This window comes from Paenibacillus sp. sgz302164, from assembly GCF_056120505.1.
This window is the reverse complement of record NZ_JBVYOL010000015.1, coordinates 106,635-127,169: the sequence shown is the minus strand read 5'-3', so window position 1 is coordinate 127,169 and position 20,535 is coordinate 106,635. Positions and strand designations below refer to the sequence as shown.

The 20,535-nt window shown below is 46.2% G+C and carries 18 protein-coding genes and 1 pseudogene; 18 read left to right on the top strand and 1 reads right to left on the bottom strand.

Features of this window, described 5'->3' with window-relative positions; all coding sequences use genetic code 11:
- Positions 1-372 precede the first annotated feature (372 nt).
- The 3 genes from AC0LWT_RS23840 to AC0LWT_RS23830 all read left to right on the top strand — a co-directional run bounded on the left by AC0LWT_RS23840 (position 373) and on the right by AC0LWT_RS23830 (position 4,870).
- On the top strand, positions 373-1,407 hold the full coding sequence (locus tag AC0LWT_RS23840) for a glycine-rich domain-containing protein (RefSeq protein ID WP_474683784.1): 1,035 nt from the start codon (positions 373-375) through the stop codon (positions 1,405-1,407).
- Between the two features lie 877 nt (positions 1,408-2,284).
- Positions 2,285-2,422 (top strand): hypothetical protein, encoded by a 138-nt coding sequence (locus AC0LWT_RS23835; protein WP_474683783.1) that lies wholly within the window; start codon positions 2,285-2,287, stop codon positions 2,420-2,422.
- Positions 2,423-3,385: 963 nt separating this feature from the next.
- The gene (locus tag AC0LWT_RS23830; RefSeq protein WP_474683782.1) at positions 3,386-4,870 is read left to right on the top strand and encodes a metallophosphoesterase; all 1,485 of its coding nucleotides are present in this window, start codon (positions 3,386-3,388) and stop codon (positions 4,868-4,870) included.
- A 1,105-nt stretch (positions 4,871-5,975) separates the two neighbouring features.
- Here AC0LWT_RS23830 and AC0LWT_RS23825 read toward each other — a convergent pair.
- The gene (locus AC0LWT_RS23825; RefSeq protein WP_474683781.1) at positions 5,976-6,359 is read right to left on the bottom strand and encodes a hypothetical protein; all 384 of its coding nucleotides are present in this window, start codon (positions 6,357-6,359) and stop codon (positions 5,976-5,978) included.
- A 417-nt stretch (positions 6,360-6,776) separates the two neighbouring features.
- Here AC0LWT_RS23825 and AC0LWT_RS23820 point away from each other — a divergent pair, with 417 nt between their 5' ends.
- From AC0LWT_RS23820 to AC0LWT_RS23750, 15 genes and pseudogenes are all read left to right on the top strand, one after another.
- A complete protein-coding gene (locus AC0LWT_RS23820) occupies positions 6,777-8,729 on the top strand; it encodes an ATP-dependent DNA helicase (protein ID WP_474683780.1) in 1,953 nt (650 codons plus the stop codon).
- Between the two features lie 22 nt (positions 8,730-8,751).
- On the top strand, positions 8,752-9,477 hold the full coding sequence (locus tag AC0LWT_RS23815; RefSeq protein ID WP_474683914.1) for a metal-dependent hydrolase: 726 nt from the start codon (positions 8,752-8,754) through the stop codon (positions 9,475-9,477).
- Positions 9,478-9,491: 14 nt separating this feature from the next.
- On the top strand, positions 9,492-9,851 hold the full coding sequence (locus AC0LWT_RS23810; protein WP_474683779.1) for a LuxR C-terminal-related transcriptional regulator: 360 nt from the start codon (positions 9,492-9,494) through the stop codon (positions 9,849-9,851).
- Between the two features lie 55 nt (positions 9,852-9,906).
- Positions 9,907-10,704 (top strand): hypothetical protein, encoded by a 798-nt coding sequence (locus AC0LWT_RS23805; RefSeq protein WP_474683778.1) that lies wholly within the window; start codon positions 9,907-9,909, stop codon positions 10,702-10,704.
- Between the two features lie 201 nt (positions 10,705-10,905).
- Positions 10,906-11,139, top strand: a complete 234-nt coding sequence (locus tag AC0LWT_RS23800; RefSeq protein WP_474683777.1) for a hypothetical protein — start codon at positions 10,906-10,908, stop codon at positions 11,137-11,139.
- A gap of 246 nt (positions 11,140-11,385) precedes the next feature.
- Entirely contained in the window at positions 11,386-11,895 is a 510-nt protein-coding gene (locus AC0LWT_RS23795) for a hypothetical protein (RefSeq protein ID WP_474683776.1), read from the top strand.
- A 106-nt stretch (positions 11,896-12,001) separates the two neighbouring features.
- Positions 12,002-12,235 (top strand): hypothetical protein, encoded by a 234-nt coding sequence (locus AC0LWT_RS23790; protein WP_474683775.1) that lies wholly within the window; start codon positions 12,002-12,004, stop codon positions 12,233-12,235.
- On the top strand, positions 12,196-12,741 hold the full coding sequence (locus tag AC0LWT_RS23785; RefSeq protein ID WP_474683774.1) for an IS66 family transposase: 546 nt from the start codon (positions 12,196-12,198) through the stop codon (positions 12,739-12,741). The genes AC0LWT_RS23790 and AC0LWT_RS23785 overlap by 40 nt, the downstream gene beginning before the upstream one ends.
- Before the next feature lie 143 nt (positions 12,742-12,884).
- The gene (locus tag AC0LWT_RS23780; RefSeq protein WP_474683773.1) at positions 12,885-13,928 is read left to right on the top strand and encodes a PDZ domain-containing protein; all 1,044 of its coding nucleotides are present in this window, start codon (positions 12,885-12,887) and stop codon (positions 13,926-13,928) included.
- A 158-nt stretch (positions 13,929-14,086) separates the two neighbouring features.
- Positions 14,087-14,599: pseudogene (locus tag AC0LWT_RS23775) on the top strand (transposase); the annotation flags it as partial.
- A 778-nt stretch (positions 14,600-15,377) separates the two neighbouring features.
- Complete coding sequence (locus tag AC0LWT_RS23770) at positions 15,378-15,746, top strand: hypothetical protein (protein WP_474683772.1); 369 nt, start codon at positions 15,378-15,380, stop codon at positions 15,744-15,746.
- A gap of 18 nt (positions 15,747-15,764) precedes the next feature.
- Positions 15,765-16,505 (top strand): hypothetical protein, encoded by a 741-nt coding sequence (locus AC0LWT_RS23765; RefSeq protein WP_474683771.1) that lies wholly within the window; start codon positions 15,765-15,767, stop codon positions 16,503-16,505.
- Positions 16,502-17,212, top strand: a complete 711-nt coding sequence (locus AC0LWT_RS23760) for a hypothetical protein (protein ID WP_474683770.1) — start codon at positions 16,502-16,504, stop codon at positions 17,210-17,212. Before AC0LWT_RS23765 ends, AC0LWT_RS23760 begins: the two co-directional genes overlap by 4 nt.
- Before the next feature lie 42 nt (positions 17,213-17,254).
- Positions 17,255-18,700 carry a hypothetical protein gene (locus AC0LWT_RS23755; protein WP_474683769.1) on the top strand — a complete coding sequence of 482 codons (1,446 nt, stop codon included), beginning with the start codon at positions 17,255-17,257 and terminating at the stop codon, positions 18,698-18,700.
- The gene (locus AC0LWT_RS23750) at positions 18,675-20,474 is read left to right on the top strand and encodes a ThiF family adenylyltransferase (protein WP_474683768.1); all 1,800 of its coding nucleotides are present in this window, start codon (positions 18,675-18,677) and stop codon (positions 20,472-20,474) included. Before AC0LWT_RS23755 ends, AC0LWT_RS23750 begins: the two co-directional genes overlap by 26 nt.
- Positions 20,475-20,535: the final 61 nt, after the last annotated feature.

Sequence of the window (20,535 nt, the reverse complement as noted above, 5' to 3'; positions counted from 1 at the left end):
GGAGGGGAGCTACATACCCACAAAACCGCTTTATGATGAGTATCAGAAATACCAGGATGCCTGCTCATGGACACCGTATCCGCCCATTGATTATGATAGTTGGGTCAAGGTGCAGCATTACAAATTGCTGGAATATCGTTCGGCCATTACATTCCGGCTGCAGAACTTTACGATATCTACACTTATCAATTGGGTTGTCCTGATTACAATGAATTTCTGGACGGTTGGCCCGTTATATAAAAAAATTTGGCTCGGAGGCTCGATCTTCTTTACATTTTGCACCGCGGCGCTCATTCTTCACGTTTTTCGACTGGATAGGAAAGGACGGGTGCTGCATGCTTTTATTAAAAGCAACTCGAATGGGGGGGTACAATGAACTTTATTCAACGGTTATTTAGATTGGCTACTTCCAAACAGACGCAACCTTATGCCGGGAGTGCGTTTCACTCACCCGCTCCGGAAAATTTGGGCTTTGTAGAAAATACGTTTCTATCCTGCATTGAAAGCCACTTCAACGAAGTATTCAACAATCATGAGGACTATTGGGCAGTCGTAAAGAATCGCCTGCTAGCCGAACAGCCGGAAATTTCAGAAGAAATGTATTCGTGGATGCTTCTGGAATTTAAACGATTCTTGGTGATGAATATATACCTCAAAAGCGTCCCTATGTACAATTCATCCGTTGACGAGATTTGGCATACAGCTTTAATGTTTACCAGGCAATATCAGGGGTTCTGCGAAGAATTGCTGGGAGAAATGGTACACCACGCCCCGCACGTAGGGAAAACGATGCCCCCGGGGGAACATGATCGGGCGAAATTCGAGCTCATCTACTCCGTGATTTTCAAGGTATACCCGGAGAATAATTTCTTACTAGGGAGTTTTGGCCAATCCAAATTGAATCCCGAATTTATCGATCTCGTCATCAAGATGAATCGGTCAGTGAGCCAAAACGTCGTAATCTCGCAATACTTCAAAGTAAATCAGGATACCTTGTTTGCAGACTCAGTAACGGATGTTGTGACTCAGATTACTTACCACCTAAGACGAAAAGCAATGCAAGAAGTTCCGAAGAGAGTGGGAAGGAATGTTAACGCACCAGCCAGATATTCCGTAAGGAACTATACCGGGTCTGAACGGCCATCCGCTGGTATCGTAAACTCTTCGGCAAAAAGCAGGCAGAGCGATTATAGTGATAACAGCACGCTCACCAACATTCTGTTATTCAATATGCTCGTTGATAATAATAAACGCGGAGACGGCGGAGGCTCTTCCTGCAGTGGCGGCAGCGGTTCGCATCATGGATCCGGAGGAGGATCATCTTGCAGCAGCGGCAGTAATTCATCTTGCAGTAGCGATTCTTCCTGCAGTAGCTCATCTTGCAGCAGTTCGTCATGTTCATCGTAAGTCTAGGAGACCGCTTTGATGTTCACCAACTACACTGCAGATCTCGCTCTCCCGGTTCAATCCGCGCGCGGGCTGTGTACTGGTGACGGCTGTTTGGTGATAATAAAATCTAAGACTTTATTCTCTTTGTACAGAAGCACGTTTGCCGTCGGTCCGACCGTCCTCGGGCGGATAGAGACGGCACCCATGCTTCTCCCTCTGCCGTCTAAAGCGGTCGGCGTGCGCCTCAGAGGCGCAGTAGTTCGCCTGCAGCATGTATGCCGTCGGCACGGCTGTCCTCGGGCGGTATATTCGACAAGCATCACGCGTTCTTCCGACTGCCGTCCGGACCCACCCGCAGAGCTGTTCGCCTGGAGCACGGATGCCTTCGGACCGACCGTCTTCAGGCGGAATGATACGACACCCGCATGCTCCCCGTTACAGACCAGAGTGATCGTTGGTCGCCGCCGCACGGTGGTTCCCCCGCAGCACGAATTACCGTCGGCGTGTCCATCCCAAGCATCTGATGCATGCATCCTCGTGCCTCCCGCTGCCGTTCGGGCGACCAGCGCCGTCGCCTAATGATTCTCTGAAGCACGGATGCCTTCGGTGCCGGCATCACCCCGACGAATAGCGAATGCTCACTACCGTGGCCATGAGTTACCGGCGGCCGTCGTAGCATCGTGTCGGTCGGACTACCATGCATTATACTGTCAGGCACGGTCATCTCCGGCAAATGCGGCCCAGCATCAGCTCCCCGATGCCATCCTAAGCATTCGGTGGCCTTTGCTGTCTAGCGTCGGTTCGACTGCCGGCACGTATACCGTCGGTACTTGGGGTACAGCCGACATACGTGTAAAAACAGGAGGTAGACCGCGACTACCCGGATAATGAACAAGTGACGATCAACAAAGATGTTGAACCAATTCTCAAACGTCATGTTCGAAAAGATGGTCCTGAAGGCGTTGCCACCTTAGAAAAGGCGATTTATGAACGCCTTCCGGAACGAAGCATTATTGATGTCCAAGGAAAATAATGTGTTAGACTGAAAATAAAGTTGTAGACTGACGCACCCTCAACTGCGGCCGTACCGGGTAGATGCAGCTCCATTTTACCCGGCATCGTCGGATGGTCGGGCGATAGTCGCTGCCTCAACGGCGCTCCTATTGTGTCCCGATTGGCCCGAATTTGACGATCGACGCGCGAGCCGGCTGTAGCCCCCCAACGCCCACACCGTTCCCCGGATTAATCGAGACCCGCGACGGCAGCCGATTCCCAGCAGTTGCAACTTATACTCTCCTGCTTCTCTCTGGACGAGGCCCGCGGCGCGACCGGTGAACGTCGGCTACAGCAGCCAAGCCGCTACGTTGCAGTTCACACTCCTGATTCTTCCGGATGCGTCCGGCGCTCGGGCAGCGTGCCGGTGACGGCGACGGCCTGGCGACTGTACTCATGCTCCCGATTCTCCCGGATGCGATCCGCGGGGTGCACGACGATGAAGGCGGTGACCGGTGTCAGCAGAAAATAAAGTATTAGATTGTGAAAATAAAGTTGTAGACTGGCGCGCCAGAGGCGGCCAGCTCGAGCGGCTGCAGATCTTGCTCTGGTTTCTTCCGGATGGCATCCGCGCACGGGGCTGCGGGCCGGTGGCGGCAGCAGCCAGGTGGCTGCGCTGCAGCTCGCGCTTCGGGTACTTCTGCATGCGGTCTCGCTCACTGGCGGCGCGCCGGTGACGGCGGCGGCCGGGTAGCTACGCTGCAGTCGCGCTTCGGGTTCTTCCGGATGCGGCCCGCGAAGGGGTGGCGCGCCCGGCGACAGCGGCGACCGGATCGCTCTGCGGATTTTTCGAACACCAGATATTCAAAAGGCGTTAAACTATCGGGCAGTAAGATTGCGGTGAACCCTACCACAGTAGGAGGAATTTTAAGGCGAGCTTATTGCTGTTGTAGTAGTTGATAGTTATTTGTTTTCAAACTGAATATTAGGAGCGATAATTCCAATGGCTGACCTAATAATCTCAAATAATAATGTCCCTATCGAATCAACCGAGAATCCGATTGTATTCATATCTGATTTGCATTTTGATTATACAAAAAGTAAATTGAAGGCAAAAGCAGCTTCGCAAATGAAAAGTGATTTTATTACATTTATAAAGGAGCGGTATGCTGACAGCATATTATGCTTGGCAGGAGATTTTTTTGATAGCTATAAAAAGACACTTTCGTTTGTGAAAGAGCTAGAGGAAAAACAAATAATAGGTTTTTTCGTGCTTGGAAATCACGATTATTGGAACAACGGGACAAAGAGTCATCTGGATATTATCAATCTGTTTTCTGATGAAACGCAAGATAATCAATATTTCAAATTTCTTGTTACTGGCCGTAAATATTATTATAACGATATTTGTGTTATTGGAGATACTGGTTGGACGAGTTTTCGGCGTGGAAAGCGCCAAGTAACGCTGAAGCAGTTTATGGGTTTTCCCGATGCAAAAAAAGTTAAGGATTTTAGCCCTAAAAAGATTATAGCTTTACACGATGAGTGGGTGTCTTTCGCTAACGATGTATTAAACAAAGAAGAAAAGGTATTAATAGTTACCCATTTCCCTATGGTTGATTTCACGAAAGAAGATAAAGACTGTTGGTGGAGTTCAACAACTGTACTCAAAGGCGACAATAGTTGGCGAATATTCGGACATACCCACAGAAGCGAACAGCAATATAACAACGTTTCATCACAGCGAGGATACAACAATAATGATGCGGAAGATTTGGAACGAAAATGTATTAAGCAATACTCGTCCTATTCTTTTGGCAAAATCGAAAAATCAGTTGACCAACATAGCATTATTGCTTTGAGTAATTTTGAGTCCATATCAAATTTCCACTCTCCTATCGTTGTGTCGAACGACAAAAATGAATTGGCATTAGTTTCAACCGTAAAACGAAGGGGGTATAAGCGGTGCGCTGCAAACAAGCATAATTTTACAGTTCTCGCCAATTCACCAGTAGCTTATCTTGAAAGAGTAAAAGAGATAACTAATGGGTATTTAAGAGATACATATATCGGATATATTTTTTCTGGGCGTATCTCCAGGCAAGTGGTAAAAGCTATCTATCACTCAATTGCAATCTTAGAAAGCGGAGATTTTTCAGATGTAAGAGCCTTTATTACTGCCGCTGTAATAACTGGATATGTTTTTAACAGAATGCCCTTCCTTATTGAAGGAATGCGTCCATTGGATGACTATGATGTAGTGAGATTTTGGTTAATGTTATTAACAATAAAGCATTATGGAATTGACATGGAGTCGATTAATACAGTGCGAAGTGACAAAAAGAACCGTATCACATTTTGCAACGTTGATATGTATTTGCCAGCAGTAAACGACTTGTCGCTCAATGCAGATGAGGTGCAAATGTTGATGCAGAAAACGCCGTTATTACCTCGACCAATCGCACTATTAGAAAATCAAAATACCTAATAGTGCCGTCTGTAACGTCTGAACCAGCTCGTGCACCGTGATGAAATAAACGGTATACGTTGCTTAATCGCTTCCAATCCGACAGCTAAGCTAGATGTGTCTTGCCTGCCTACGCTTACGGTTGCCGTTATAGACAGCGCGGTGAACCGTATCACAGTTATTCATTACGCTCCCACGTAATAACCCCCAATAAAAAACAGGTCACTTAATGGTATTCATTACCATCAAGTGACCTGTTTGTGTATGTCGGCTGTACCCGCTTGAGCGGCTTCAGCTCATTCTTCTGCTTCTTCCGGATAAATCCAGGCTTTGCGATCAGCACGCCGGCAACGGCAGCCAGGCGTACAGTCTACTTTATTATTTGATTTTGTCTCTTAACACTTCATAATCTCAGACCAGTCTATAACTTATTTCTCATAAGCTGGCGGTTTTCCACCCATAAACTCTATCGAATCAACTTCACATGTCTATTACTTTATTATCTTTGTACACCAAGTCAATCGAAAAGAAGCGAGTTATTTTGAGGTGATCGGTGGTAAGCATTACGTATGAGGGGTCCCCGCCAGCATTCGTTAATGTCGGCTGTCCGAAGAAAATAAAGTAGACTGAAAAATAAAGTGTTAGACTGTGAAAATAAAGTTGTAGACTGGCGCGCCAGCGGCGCCAGCTCTCGCTCCTGATTTCTTCAGGATGCATCCCGCGAAGCTGCGGCGGCTCTCGCTCTGGTTTCTTCCGGATGCCATCCACGCACTGAGCTGTGCGCCGGTGACGGCAGCGGCCGGGTGGCTACGCTGCAGGTCGTGCTTCGGGTTCTTCCGGAAGCGGCCCGCGAAGGGACGGCGCGCCCGGAGACGGCTGCGACCGGGGCGCTCTGCGGAGTCTAATAATTTATTTTCTGGTTTCGTCTTTTGACTTACCTTAATCGCGGGGCCAGTCTAAAACTGATTTTCGTTTGCTAACCGATTTTGAAACCAAAAATATGTGTCAAATCAAGAGTTACGGTCTAATACTTTATTTTTTTCGAATATCGGCGGGACCCCTATGAGCGATTTGGAGTGGGAGCAGCTTCATATTCGGATACAGCCGACATACGTGTAAAAATAGCTCATAGAGTAGCGCCAGCCATTTGCCTACACCTACCTATTTGTCCATAGGCCGCCGCATAGGCTCCGTAAAGGTTCTTAATCACATCCGTGTCGGGCTGGTAGATCCTATTGGCCTCAAAGAACCTTGCTTGCAATGCCCTCATTTGCCTATCAATATCCACTACTTTGCCGCAGTCAAGACTGGCCCTAAATTCGGCCCACCACCAAAGTAACGCCACTTTAGTCCTCCAATCCACGTTTTTTTGAGGATCAAGCCAGTCATAGAGCCGCTGTAGGTAATTTTCAAACGGGTTCAAAATCTCCCTAGACACTGAAAGCTCAGGTTGTCTTCGAAGCCAGTCTAGCCAGCTATCCATCCAAATATTCAACTCGTCCGCGGTCATTGCACCGTCCTCCTTTCCATGCTACAGATTATGCTACTAAGGAATGTACATATGTTAGTCTAATTGGGGTAGCGCCAACATTTTGACGGTTTTATACGCTTAGCATTAGCGAAGCTGTCACCAAGTGCCAACTAGAACACCTTTTTTCGTTGCTTTTATGTGTTTTGGTAACTATATCTAGACTGTGATCTAAAATTCACGTATCTCGGCTGTACCCGATATTGGCCAGTCGACGACTCTCCATTTCAACAAGCAGAACTGCGCCGGACTAACCGAAATCGGTCAGTAAAATGCCCCTACACCTATACATTAAAAAAATAATAAAAAGATTTTGATTTTTCATAGGGATTTGGTACTATATTAATTAATATATTATATAATAAATTAACTAATTAATATCGAGTAGAGGGGAATGGTTTGGGTTTGGAAGAATTTATTCAGCGCGCTCTCGGCGCCGGCGGTCACCTTTCAAAGCTCGTTCAAGGATACACGCCGAGGGCACCACAAATTCTCATTTCAACCAAGGTAGGCTATGCCTTCGGGCAAGGCCGCCATCTTCTTTGCGAAGCCGGTACCGGTACTGGTAAATCCCTCGGATATTTAATACCTGCAGCACGCTGGGCAGTTGAAAACAAGAAGACGGTTATCGTCTGTACGCACACGATCCCTCTTATGACGCAGATCGTGAACGTTGAGCTGCCCCGTGTCGCTCAGATATTGAAGATGGAGAACTTCAACCTCAAGTATCAGCTCGTCAAAGGCAAAGACCACTACATATGCAATACGAGACTCCAATCACTCTGGCAAGAAAAACTCCGAAGCTTCGATCAAGAAGCGAAATTGGTACAGCGTATTTTCAAAAAAGTGAACGAAGAACGTATAGGCGATCGCACCGCGCTCGGCTTCGACATCGAGGATAGCTTGTGGAGAAAAATTAGTGCTTCGAATTGTCCGGCCGTCACCAAACCCGACAATTGTATGCTGGAAGTCTTGAAGGAGAAAATGTATAAAGCGCACATCATTGTTACAAATTTTGCCTATTTCTTCAATGACCTTAAAATGCGAAAGAAGACAGGCAATGGTTCTCTTCCCCCTTATGATGCGGTAATCTTCGACGAGGCGCATGAGATCGAGGATGTTTGCTGCAACGTGTTTGAGAAGGAAGTAGATATGAACCGGTTTGAAATATTGTTCGACACCTTATTTCAGCGAAATTCCTTTAATGATTTGGACAAGGCCACCCAATTAGAACTTACACAAATGCGACAAATGTTCCACCGGAAGATGGATGAAGTCTATGCTTTGGTCGGGAAGGGAATGAAGGACGAAAACGGGAGGCCGATTGCTTTTAAGCTATTGGGTCAGAAGATCGATGTATCCGAGGTTTGTTCCCTTTTGGGCGCCTTTATCGAAAAAATAAAGAATCTCAATTTGCGTGGTGTCTCCGACGTCTTGGATCGTCTCTTTGAGGGAAACGACGATCTTGATTTTATCGGTGAGAATGCAAAACGATCATGGGCCTATTGGGTGACCGTACACGGAAAAAATAATGTCACACTCCATGCGGCGCCGCTCTACCCGAAGGTCATCTTGACACAGGGACTGTTCGATAAAGTTCCGGTTATTCTGGCCAGCGCAACGATATCGACGGTAACAAATTCAGGAAAAACGTTCTCCTTCTACGCCGGCCGCATTGGCGTGAAGGATTACGATAGCATCATCGTGGATAGCCCCTTCGAGTATGAGAAAAAGACGATGATCATTTGTCCCGATGATGCCCCTGATCCGGTCAGCCCCGGGTACCATAAATATTTGGTGGAAAAGCTCGAAGAAATACTGATGTACTCCGGCGGCCGCATGCTCGCTCTGTTCACAAGCTTTGAGACGATGAACCAGGTAGGGAAAGACCTCCAAACGTATTGCACGGAACGCGGGCTAAACCTCTTAGTTCAGTTTCCCGGCTGCGATCGGGAGAAAATCATCCAGCAGTTAAAGAGCGATCCTCGGACCATCGTACTGGGATGCTCGAGCTTTTGGACAGGGGTAGACGTCGCCGGCGATGCCCTCACAACCGTTGTGATTGCTAAGCTGCCCTTTCCAATGCCGAACGAGCCGCTGATTCAAGCGCAACTGGCAGTAATCGAACAGGCCAATCGAAGCAGTTTCTTTGACTACCTCTTTCCAAAAATGATGGTGAAGCTGAAACAAGGCTTCGGGCGCCTTAATCGTTCCATGAAATGCCAAGGAGCTGTCATCATATTGGATAATCGGATTTTGACTAAGCGCTATGGAAAAATGATCATTAGCAACCTTCCCAAGTGCCAATACTCGACAAAACTTCAGGACATTGTAAAAATCCTACCTTGTTAATGAAAGGAAGTCGATCATTTTGATGGGACGATCCCATTTGGTTATAAGTACAGGCTTAACGTTATCCATTCTCGCCATGGCCCATGAAAAAATTACGTTGCCAGTCATCGCCGTTACGGCCGTCAGCGCGCTTCTTCCAGATATGGATGAGCCAAATGCGCTCCTTGCATCAAGGACGATTCCAACTCCGTTTTTAAGGGCGCTGCAGTTCTTCCTTATAGCGGTTGGGGTTTACTTGTACTTCTCAACAAAATCCCATTCTGTATGGACGGACGCGACGGCTGCGCTCGTAGCGCTGCTCGGCTTTATGCCTACTCGCACGCTGCGAGGGATCGTGATGTTCCTTCTTGGCATTGGACTTATCGCGTTCGGACACTCCTATATCCCATGGAATTACGTGATCGGGAGCATCCTGGTCATTTGTTCCATCGTCAAGCACCGCGGCCTGACCCATACTCTCTATGCGGCCATTGGCTGGCCCACTGTCCTTTTCTTCGCTTCGCATCAGCATGACGATGCGTTATGGATTGCCGGCGGGCTATCGTATCTCATCCATTTGATTTGCGATATTCCAACCGATCGCGGAATCCGGCCGCTGCCTCCGTTTAAATTCCGCCTAAAACTGCGGATCATGAGTACCGGTACTTGGTCCGGTACGATTTTCGAAAATCTCTGTATCGGCCTTACATGCGTTTTCGTTTGGTTCGTATTCTTTCATGGCGGTAATTGGCATCAAATCATTTTGTAAAGGGAGCGATTCACTTGTTCGAACAAACTCTTACTCCTAGCGCAGTCCACGAACAATTCTTTACTCATTTCCAGAATCGATTCCGCTTGACCTGCCGCGAAATTGAAGTACTCAAGGAGCTCGCTTTCCAAGGTCCCAGCAATAAGAAGCTTGCCGAAAAAATGAAAATTAAGGAGAAGACTATAAAGAATCACATTGCAAACATTCAAGGCAAGACTGGAACCCGATCCACCAGGGAGCTGCAAGCCTTGATTTTACGTAACACTTTAGCTCCTATGCTGCTAGACCTTCCCAAACCAACGTCAGGAATTGCCCAGATGAAAGAGAAACGTGATTCTATTTCAGATCAACAAAAACGTCTTGTGATAAAATAGCGTACTGAAATCTTATAAACCTCAAAAAAATACTCGATAAAGGATGCTGATGGAAATGAAGTTTCTCGTTGAAGGAAAAAGTATCAAACTCCCGAAAATCAACTTCAAATTATTATTCTCTCGAAATATCGATCAAATCGACGATCATATGGAAGCCGTTTACGAGTCTTTTTCTATCTTGAGTGATAAAGCCCTTTCCATCATGGATGATCTCCAAATCCCTGTTCCTCATAAATACAGACCCCTGCTAATCCGCTATGCCGAATCTGCCCAGAGGATAGTTGAACGAATATTAAATCGTAGTCTACGTTTTTCCGAGATACTACAAACAAATCCCGATAATCTGAACACAGCACCACTCTTTAAAAAAATGTACGGATGGAGAATGGAGCCTCTTAAGTTTTCATACCGAGATTCCATCCATGAATGGATTGAGACTTATTCAAATCTAATCGGACAATCTGAGTCCTATATTAACTTTCTTAGAGATATTCAGGTCACTAGCAGTAACCCGCTTGAGACACAACAGAAATTAGAAGAAGTCAATAAAAACCTTGAGGAATATAAAGCGAAATATGCTCAGTATACGAATTGGTCCAATTTGTTACAACATAATGATATTCCCTCTCTTCTTCAGGATAATGTCTTTGTTGCAAAGTATGGGTTCTGGGTTGAACGGGAACAGGTAGACATAAACAAAATAATTGCACAAGATATTCAAATGGAAAGGTTATTGCTCGAAAAGCTGGACAGCCATCTAAAAGACTTTCGAAAAGGAAGAATTCGACTTATCAGATGCATTCGTGATGTTCGGGAACTAGAACAATTATCCGAATCATCATCATTTTTCTGAGAATCATAAACTCTCACTATCTTTGATGGGAAGTGCGATCTTTGTTTTTTTGATTTCAGAACTGAATCGTATTTTGATAAGGGATTAGGCGGATTAAATATGGTCTTGTATTTAAATGGCGTGATTCTAGGAATTAAGACCGAATCAATAGATGAGATTATGACATAGGGAGGTTTTGAAGGTCGAAACACACTTGGGGATTTGAATAATCATCTATTTGCTCAACTGGAGCGATTGTCTGATGAGGAGCTGGTAGGAGAACAGTTAGTTGAGGAAATCAATAGGGCTAAAGCAGTCACGAGAGTTGCGTCAGAAATTATTGCAAACGGCCGTCTCGTACTTGATGCAATCAAAGCCGCCGATGATAGACTGAATAAAGATATGGTTAATCAGAAAATGCTGGAGGGATATCGATATTTGCCAAAAATGTTTTGATGATATGCATATGGTTCAGGATAGTGACGACATTAAATTTGTTTGTGACAGTGAATGCGGATATGAGGAAACAGGTTGGAATCAGTTAAAGTTTCCGCTATAAGGAGAAAATCACTATTGAGTTGGATTATCTTAAGCGACCAAAGGTAAAGAACGTGGGTTGATACTGAAATACATGATCCTTGAAAATTGAATAGTGCGGCAAAAATCAAGTCATGGTAATATTTTCATGAGTGGAGGTGCAAGGTGAGCGTGGAGACCAAAGTAACCTATAAAGGCATCAAGACACCAGTGCGAACTTATGGCTTAAATGATGATCAGCAGCACTTTGAAATCCAATTGTCCGCTGAAGAACTGGACAATGCCGAGCTTCATTGCCAGAAGGTGCTTATAAAAATTGGAGTAGACAACTCCGCCACTATCAAGTTTGCAAATTCGGAAACCAAGTATTTTTTAAACTATGGTCATTATCGAAAAGTGGGAAAAACAACAAAATGGCGAGATAGCAAAGGTAAAATTGTCGAAGATTCAGTTGTCAATAAAATTGCCGATCAACAAAGAGAAGAGGCAAGATTCAGGGAACGTCAAAAGCAAGTTATGCCAGTCATCAGTGAACGTCATACCTTAATTACAGAACTTTCAGCTCTTGTTTATCTCATGGAAAAGGCGATCAAAGAAAGAGAATTTGATAGGTTTACGCAGCTTGAGTATGATTTTGGGATAGTAGTCGATAGACTAAGAAATGTCGGGAAATAATAGTAAAATGCCGCCCTGTTCAATAGACAGCCTGCGGTATTTTTGTAATCTTCTGAACTGCTACAGACAAATTGAATAACAAGAGTGTATTGGGAGACTGTTGAAAATGAGAATACAAGACTTTAAAGTGGGCAGCCCGATAGATATGTATGTGTACTACGGTGAAGGAGATAAGGGCTGGAAGTTCTTACAGAGTCTTTTTACTCCATTCGGTCAAGGTTTCGGAAAGTCAACAACCTCCGCCAATCCGGTGGCAAAAAGGGAGCGCCTAAAGGCCATCGCGGGCAGACGCTACATCCCGTGGCACAACCCGATGAGATTCGGGTTTATCCGCATCTAACGTGCACCTCCTGTCAGGCGTCTTTGGCAGATGTCCCGGCTCATGGGTTTGAAGCACGACAAGTCTTCGACCTGCTTCCAATGAAGTGGATTGTCACCGAACATCGGGCCGAAACGAAATGCTGCCCGTCCTGCAGGAGCACAAGTACCGCTGCTTTTCCCGAACGTGTCAAAGCTCCCGTTCAGTACGGTGAAACGCTACCGGCCTGGACCAGCTATCTAAGCGTCTACCAGTTGTTGCCCTTGGCACGGATCGCCCAGCTCTTCGAAGACTTAACCGGTCATGGCCCCAGTGAAGCCACACTGCTGTCGCAACTGCAGCAGATGTATGCCGACTTGGCACCTGTGGAAGAACAGATCCACCAGCATCTGCTTCAAAGCTCGGTCATCCACGCGGATGAGAGCGGCTTTCGCGGAGGCGGCAGCGGGGTCTGGATGCATGTTGCGAGTAATGGCGAGTACACGCAGTTCACCGTTCACAGTAGCCGGTCTTCAAATAGATTGTGAATGGCGTTTTGATATTTATAATCGCGTTGGATGTTTGGGAACTATATTTAAAGAGAAATAATGGGGGAAGTATGTTGAAGTATCTCATTTTATGGTTTGCACCCTGCTACTTCATTTTTTTTGGAATCTACATGATAAATGCTATGAAGAAAAAAAAGAAAAAAAGTCATAGTTTCTTTTCGTTCTGTGTCTTAACTATACTTTCAGGTACTATATGGTTTTCTTATTTAGTACTGGATTTATTCAAGATCAATGAATATGTTACCTGGAATGGCAACGTTGCTTCTGCCCATGATTATATTCCGGCTGCTGACTCTAAAACATCGGTTCATATGATATCAGTGGGCTCCATGTATGTGAATTCTATCGGTGATAAAACTTTAATCCACATTCTAAAATTTCTAAAAAATCCCTACTATTTTAATCGAGAGAATACTTCATTACAGTATTCAACGCAAGAGGAATACTCCAAGGTATCTGTATATTCAAAACAGGAATCAATCGATAACATGTATATCGCTGCGTATGATTTTGTAGGTAAGCCATTAAGTTATCAAACCTCATACAAGGTATTAACCACACATAAACAGTTCCCGTCAGCCTATCAGGAGTTGCAAGAAGGTGATATTTTGCTTTCTTATGATGGTCATTCAATGAATGGGAAGAAAGAGTTGGATTCATATATTCGTGCTTATAACAAGAACTCGTTACAACTTGAGATACAGCGGAATAGTGAACGGAAAACAGTTGATATTCAACTAGATCCTAAATATCCGGGGATTTATGGGACTGGATTTGAAATCGGCACTATACGAGACTACAAGCTGCCTGAAGATGCACCCAAAGTTGATCCGAAGGTATGGGACGGGGGCGATTCAGCAGGTATGATGATGGCGATTCAAACCGCCTCTCTATTGAATCGCATTAATTATGCAGAGGGCGTTCCTTTTGCGGGTACCGGTGCAATTGATGAAAAAGGTAATGCACGTGCTATTGGCGGTTTATATAACAAAGTCGATACCGTTAAGGGAACGGGATATATTAGCCATATGCTTGTACCCAAGGTGCAGGAGAAAGAAGCCATGAATGCCAAGTCCGAATTACACGCTGATCAAATCGAAATTCATCCTTATTCAAGCTTGAAAGAAGCGATTTCGATCTTAGAAAATTTGGGTACTCGAAAATAAATTCTATTTGTTGTTTCAGTAGTATTCCCATTTGCATTGCTAGGGTACGCTGTCATCCTTCATTAGTTTGGAGTAATTGATTGATATCACATATTGTGAACGCTATTCCAGAAGTGAGCTACCGCGGATCCACGCGGCGACCGCGGCGCGCTCCGTAAGCGTCCATTACCTTCGATAAATTCCATGTCATTCAGGCAGCGAACGAAGCTGTTGATGAAGTACGCCGAACGGAAAGAAAAAGCTGTTCCGAACTAAAGGATACGCGCTATATTTGGCTGAAGAACCCAGAAAACTTGACGGCCGCACAACAAGAAACGATGGACAAACTCAAGGACTGCGATTTAGATACAGCGAAGGCATACCGAATGCGCTTAATTCTGCAAGAGATTTACCGCTATCCGGCTGAGATTGCGCCTATGGTACTGAAAGACTGGATTCATTGGGGACTTCGATGCCGGTTAGAACCCATGGTCGAAGTAGCAAAAATGTTGCAAAACCACTACGATGGTGTTGTTCGATGGTTTTCGTCCAAACTGACGAATGGTCTTCTTGAAGGCGTGAACAGTCTATTCTAGGCGGCCAAGCGGAAGGCCCGAGGCTATCGTTCCGATAAAAACATCATCGCCATGGTATACATCTTGGCGGGCAAGCTAAACTTCGCCTTGAAATAGAAAAAGAATCGGCAACAGTACGGAGCCACGCATCGCTCGCATCTGCACCAATTCCCTTGTCCAGCAATTAGTATGTCCATGTTGGATTCTGTTTATGCTGCAACAGAGGGTGAGCGCGGAGCGAAGTATCTCTACCAATTCCCTTGTCCGATTTCCAAAGATTTTCTGGAAATTCATAGCGCTAATTTTGCCTCATAGCATTGCTAGTGGCGAGGAGCCAGTTTTCGCAATCTATGAGGATATTGATGGTTATGTACACTTCTATTATTTCGAATGCCCCCATGAGAATAAGAACAAGATGAAAAGTTATCATTTTTTTGAAGAGTTCAGGACATTTGTTGAAATGTATTGAATACGGAGGGTTTCGTGATGATGAGAAAAAGAGGAATTATCGTCGGCAAGCGTAGACGATTTTGGATGCGTTCATCATGGGCTAAAAATCGTCTGCATTGGCGGGGATTATGTCAAGTAGTACCTGAGTGAATACGGAAGTACATGAATGGGGATTTGTAACTGCCGTACCTGTGCGATACGGCTTTCCTCTTTTCTAACGATCTTCACAGAATATATTGCCTTATGATATAATTAACGCATTACGATTCTTTGCATTTTCTCCTCAGTCACTTTTTCTGGGGAGAGTGGGGAGTACGGCCGTCAGTGCCGTCGATAAACATTAAGGCTTAAATCAGCCGTGGAGAACAACAAGTATGCCTATTTGGGCATGCTTTTTTGTGCTTCCACGGCTATTTTTTTGCCTACAAACAAGGAGGAAATAGGTATGGGCATGGGCATCGACTTGGAAAGACTCAAGAGCAATCTGCAGCCAGCGAGAAATTCATCGTATTACACCCCCGGACTTTTTAGGGCTATTGAGGCCGCCCACTTCGAGTGCAGAAGCGACCAGGTAGACTGGGGCTCTTTCACTCTAGCTGAAGCTGAACAAGCGCTAGGGGAAGCGATGGTTTACGCTAGCGACGAAGATTTGTCCGCGACAAGTTTTATGAGTGAGGATGAACTGACGGAAGAGGATCGTTTTCCTAACCAGGAGAACGCCATTCATCAGTTTATTCATAACCTAGAGGCCATTAGCAAAATTAAGCGGACAAAGCCAATCAAGCAGAATGCTGAGGAAGTTCAATTTTTCTAAGGAGAGGTGTGGAGGCAATTGGAACAGACGTATTTTTGCTCTGAGCAGGTAGATCAGATGCAGGTACAATACGACGCGTTTGTCATGGTGAAAATTGCGTATGATGCTGGGTGTGATCTTGTGACGAATCCCATCAATTTTTATTGCTATGAGTGGACTTCGCAAACACCCTACTTCTACGATTGCCTGGAACGCATCTTTGGTGAGTGCCAAACGACGTTTGACGGAGAGAACGATTATGGCCAAGAAGTCGTCTCCATGCGGATCCCGCTCCCGCAATTAAAGGAGCTGTTCGCATTGGTGACTTCCGAAGAAAGACGCCGCTACATCCGGAAGTTCAATCAAAAGCTGCGTTACAGTTGCGATCGTTTCGAGATGAAGATGGAGGGTGTGTTAGCCGGAAATTGTCTACACGTGACACTTTCTGGCTCCTACGGCACTTACTCGCCGTTCTTAAAGCAATTGGTGGAAATAAGAAGCGAAGTGATCGAAGCAATTCATGAGCGGAAGCGTAATTTGATCCAGCACTTACGAAATGTGGCCATGATCAAAATGGTTCACGAACGTTTCGGGACGGTCCCAGACGTTTCGACGTGGGATAACCCGAATGTGGTTTTCTCGCGCTTGATGACGCACTGCGGGTTCGATCTTGCCCTCGAGGTAAACGATACGCTTTCCTACGACGCGATGGTGGCTATGCTTCAGCAAGTTCTCGATCAGGCGGCAATAAATAATTCCAGAAAGGATGAGGCGGCATGAGTCAGACTGCAGTAACGCCGGAAGAAAAAAAGGATAGTGAACTGGTGATTCGACTTCGCGAACACGGTTTGCCGATAGTGGAAGAATACCAAAAGGGAATCAAGGTGGGAGAGGGCCAATATACTCATGAGGCGCTTGCTCACGCAATCATGCGGTCAGCAGACGTCAGTGGGTTCTTGACTCCCATTCTTCCTCGAGGCGCGATCCAATACACGGAATCAACTACTGGATGGAGGAAATTCTGCTTTCTTGAAGTCCCCCCCCATCGCAGGACTGTGTACTATCACGAAGCTAAGATCGACGATGTTCCGTTTCCCCGTCTCATATTCGGATTTGAACTGATCGATAGGGAAGGCAAACTCGACATCTCCAAGGTATTTGTAGGAGCGCTTGGGGCATATGAACTTCCGAATGAGGATTCGGAGGTTTTTTTCTACCCCTATACCAATGTGGAGAACGATTTTACAGTTTGTTGGAATCATCAGAAACTCCCTGTGCTGGATCGGGTTTCTCAGTTGTCCACGTTACCGGAGCTGTTTTTCAATTCGCCGAATTCGGACTGCTATTACACCTCAGCGAATATCAGCAATAAGCCGTATCGTGAGCTGATTGAAACCCTGCGAGGCAAGGAGTTTCCGGATGAGTACCTGAAAAAAACAGGATACAAGCTCTCCGAATGGATCAACAAATTGACACCAACTAACTAATCCCGGTTCGAAACAATAACGAAAAAATTGGAGGCAATAAATATGTCAAATCAAGACCTTTTCGGTGGTAACGATCTTTTTTCCTATTTCGGTGGCGGATTTGCTTCTTCATCTGATTCTGAACCCGCTCCGGGCGCTGCCCAAACTCCGAATCCGGAGTATAGGGACAACGCTACTGGCTCTCCTTTGAAAGACGGGGGCCAAGCTGCAGGTGCAGGACAGGAACCGGTGGACGATAGTGGCAAGAGAAACGTCCTTCCACTTACGGCGGGACGTCAAAAGGGGCAGAAGGCGGAAAAACCTATAGACTCTTGCACAGGCACTTGCAAGTCTAATGGCCATAGGAAAGATACGGACGAATTGACCAAAGAAGAGTGTGAAGCACTCCAAAAAGAAGAACCGGAAGACGAAGCAGCAGATGACCGCAGAGAGCTTGCCGGCGGACAAATCGTAAAATCAGACGACAAGTCCACGGTAAAAAAAGGCGAGGTTAAACCGGTATTCAATAATACGACGTTCATCGCCTATGCTGGCCATACCCGCCCTCTGAACAAATATTTCACAGAGGATAAACTGGCTCTGCTCGAACTCGAAGACGTTCGAAAGCGTCTCGAGAAAGACCATCCAGAGCTCTCCAAGCAGCGTACCAAAATGGAGTGGGACGAGAAGAAGAACTTGATAATCCCAATCGTCACGGGTGGGAAGAAGGGCGCTTGGTTCTTTGAAGGAACCCGAGCCTTCTTTTCATCTGCGAAAGAACTTTTCGATAACAGGGAACTCCATCCGATTAACGTTTTCGCGGCCAAAGACGGTTTCTATGAAATCCGCGAGAATCCGATCGGCGTTTTCATGGTCAAGTCCCCTGTTGGCGAGTTGAAGGAATGGGATATCTTTGAAGAGTTCTCTTCGTCTCTTCCTCCGACTGCTGAACTGGAACATTGCCAGGAAGGTTTCAAATTGAACCTTCCCAAGATTCCGGATCAACTTTTCGTCCAGCTCATCTCCTTCTTCATGGATTATGCAGATCGCGAAGCAGAAGTTATGGGTGTCTTCTATTACGATACCATCGATAAGCGTTACGTCCTCGACGTACCGGTGCAGCGTGTCACCAAAGTCTCCGTCGATCCGAGCTATACGGAATTTCCGCCACATTTCATAAAGGTAGCGGAAATCCATTCCCACAATACCATGCGGGCCTATTTTAGCTCTATCGATAACGATGACGAACTGGGGACGATGCTTTACGGTGTCATTGGCCGGCTCAAGAAAGGGAGCGGGACCATTCGTTTCGACGTCCGGACTCGTGCTGGCGTAGCGGGCAAATTTATCCCGCTCGAGCCATCGGTCATCCTTCAGGGTAATTACGAAGGCGTCGATGATTCCTGGAATCTCGTGCCGTATACACCGTATCCGTCGAAGTGGAGAAGTCGCGTAATGATAAATCAAACTGGAGGCAATTCATATGATCAATCTGCTCAGTTTTCATAAAGGGGATTCTTCTTCCCTCCGTATTAGGGGGAATGAGATATCCAAGCTCTTTTACTATATCGTTCTGATTGGCGCCGGCGGCAACGGCGGATATACGGTGCAGCGCCTTACCAAGATGATGAGTGCGTTTAACAGCACCGTTAAGTCCTTTTTGCTGATTGCAGATCCGGATATGGTTGAGGAGCGCAACCTGCTGCGCCAACCCTTCATACCAAGCGATATCGGTCTGAAGAAGGCTGATGTACTAGCGAAGCGTTATGGAGCGACATACGGCCTGCGAATCGGCTCCTATTCTAATTCGTATGTGGAATCTGTGGAGCAGCTCGAGCGATTATTTTCGCTTACGGATTATCGGCATGAGGACGGCCAATTCATCCAGAAGGTGATTATTGGGGCAGTCGATAACGATTACTCCCGGAACGTGATGAACCAATTCTTTGAGAAAAGCGACGATTTAATTTATATCGACGCCGGCATCGAAGGGGTGTTCATCCCGCCCGGTGATCAATCGATGAACCAGTGGACACCCGAGGAAGCAATGGACCATAACGAGAGCGGCTATTCGGGGCAAGTCGTTGTGGGAGTCAAAAAAGGTGGCGAGGTTATCTTGCCGCCTCTTGATGGGGTTTACCCGATCAATGCGCAAGATGCGATTCCTCCTTCGCATAACTGCGGCTTGGAACCAAGCCAGCCGCAGCGTATGATTGCAAACGAAATGGCCGCCTTTCAAATCTCGACGGTCGTAAACGAGCTTTTCTCTTCAAACAGCATCATGATTCATTATGCCAACTTCAACGCGCGCGCCGGTAGCTGCCGTCCGGTTTATACCGACGAGTCTTATACCGCACCCGCTTCTGTTGAAGAAAGCTTGCCTGATTCCGGAAGCGTAGAGGCGGTTTCCGCCGGTACGAGGGAATTCTTACTTTCCGACGAGGCCATTGAATTCATCCGGCAATATTATGAGCTGGATGACCTCTCGGATACATCCAAACCATTTGTGGCCCAAGCCCTGATTGAGTACTCGCTAGATTACCTTAATGTTGACCTCCTTGGATGGAGTCGGCATACCCTTCATGTTGAGATCGACGTCAGGGGAGGGTTGACCTATCTAGTTGCAAAGGATGTGCCGGATACGGCAGCTATATCCTCGGGGTCATTGGAAAATGCCGAGGACGAAGGCAATGATGATGAGGATGACTACGTTGAAGAAGAATCCGAACGAATCATTGAACTCCAATTATCTGCTGGTGACCTCGACCGCGTAAAGGAAACCTACGAATTTGATGATCTTTCCGATACGCAGCATCCGGATGTGTTTAACGCGCTTGTGAACTTCACCAATGAAGCCCATGGTGTTGATTTGGTTGAGTGGTCTCGGCATGACCTGCATGTGGCACTCTTCGAGAGAAGCGGGAAGATGTTTCTTCTGGCCCGGGATATTCCGGATACTAACGGTAATTCATATATTACGCCGGTAGGAGGAGGGCACGACGATGAACAGGATCCGGGAGAGGATTCTGTTCGGACGATTAAGCTACAGATATCGCCGTCTGCCATTCCTTTTATTAAGGAATCTTATGGGCTCGATGATCTTTCCGATATGAAACGTGCAGAAGTGTTCAAAGCACTCATCCTGTACGCCAACGATTCACTCGGGGTTGATTTGCTGCGCTGGTATCGGCAAAAGCTCGATGTAGAGCTCACCGAGAAAGACGGGAAGATGTTTCTTCTTGCGCGGGATATTCCAGAGCCCGAACTCGAGACTGCTCGATAATAAGGAATAAAGGAAGGCAATAAATCATTCGTAAAAAGGACTTTCGAGTCCTTTTTACGAA

Bases quoted from the DNA above. Each gene is read 5' to 3' on its own strand.
- AC0LWT_RS23815 (WP_474683914.1), top strand. From the start codon at position 8,752: ATGGGACGATCCCATTTGGTTATAAGTACAGGCTTAACGTTATCCATT.
- AC0LWT_RS23760 (WP_474683770.1), top strand. From the start codon at position 16,502: ATGAGTCAGACTGCAGTAACGCCGGAAGAAAAAAAGGATAGTGAACTG.
- AC0LWT_RS23805 (WP_474683778.1), top strand. From the start codon at position 9,907: ATGAAGTTTCTCGTTGAAGGAAAAAGTATCAAACTCCCGAAAATCAAC.
- AC0LWT_RS23840 (WP_474683784.1), top strand. From the start codon at position 373: ATGAACTTTATTCAACGGTTATTTAGATTGGCTACTTCCAAACAGACG.
- AC0LWT_RS23825 (WP_474683781.1), bottom strand. From the start codon at position 6,359: ATGACCGCGGACGAGTTGAATATTTGGATGGATAGCTGGCTAGACTGG.
- AC0LWT_RS23750 (WP_474683768.1), top strand. From the start codon at position 18,675: ATGATCAATCTGCTCAGTTTTCATAAAGGGGATTCTTCTTCCCTCCGT.
- AC0LWT_RS23830 (WP_474683782.1), top strand. From the start codon at position 3,386: ATGGCTGACCTAATAATCTCAAATAATAATGTCCCTATCGAATCAACC.
- AC0LWT_RS23770 (WP_474683772.1), top strand. From the start codon at position 15,378: ATGGGCATGGGCATCGACTTGGAAAGACTCAAGAGCAATCTGCAGCCA.
- AC0LWT_RS23780 (WP_474683773.1), top strand. From the start codon at position 12,885: ATGAAGAAAAAAAAGAAAAAAAGTCATAGTTTCTTTTCGTTCTGTGTC.
- AC0LWT_RS23790 (WP_474683775.1), top strand. From the start codon at position 12,002: ATGAGAATACAAGACTTTAAAGTGGGCAGCCCGATAGATATGTATGTG.
- AC0LWT_RS23755 (WP_474683769.1), top strand. From the start codon at position 17,255: ATGTCAAATCAAGACCTTTTCGGTGGTAACGATCTTTTTTCCTATTTC.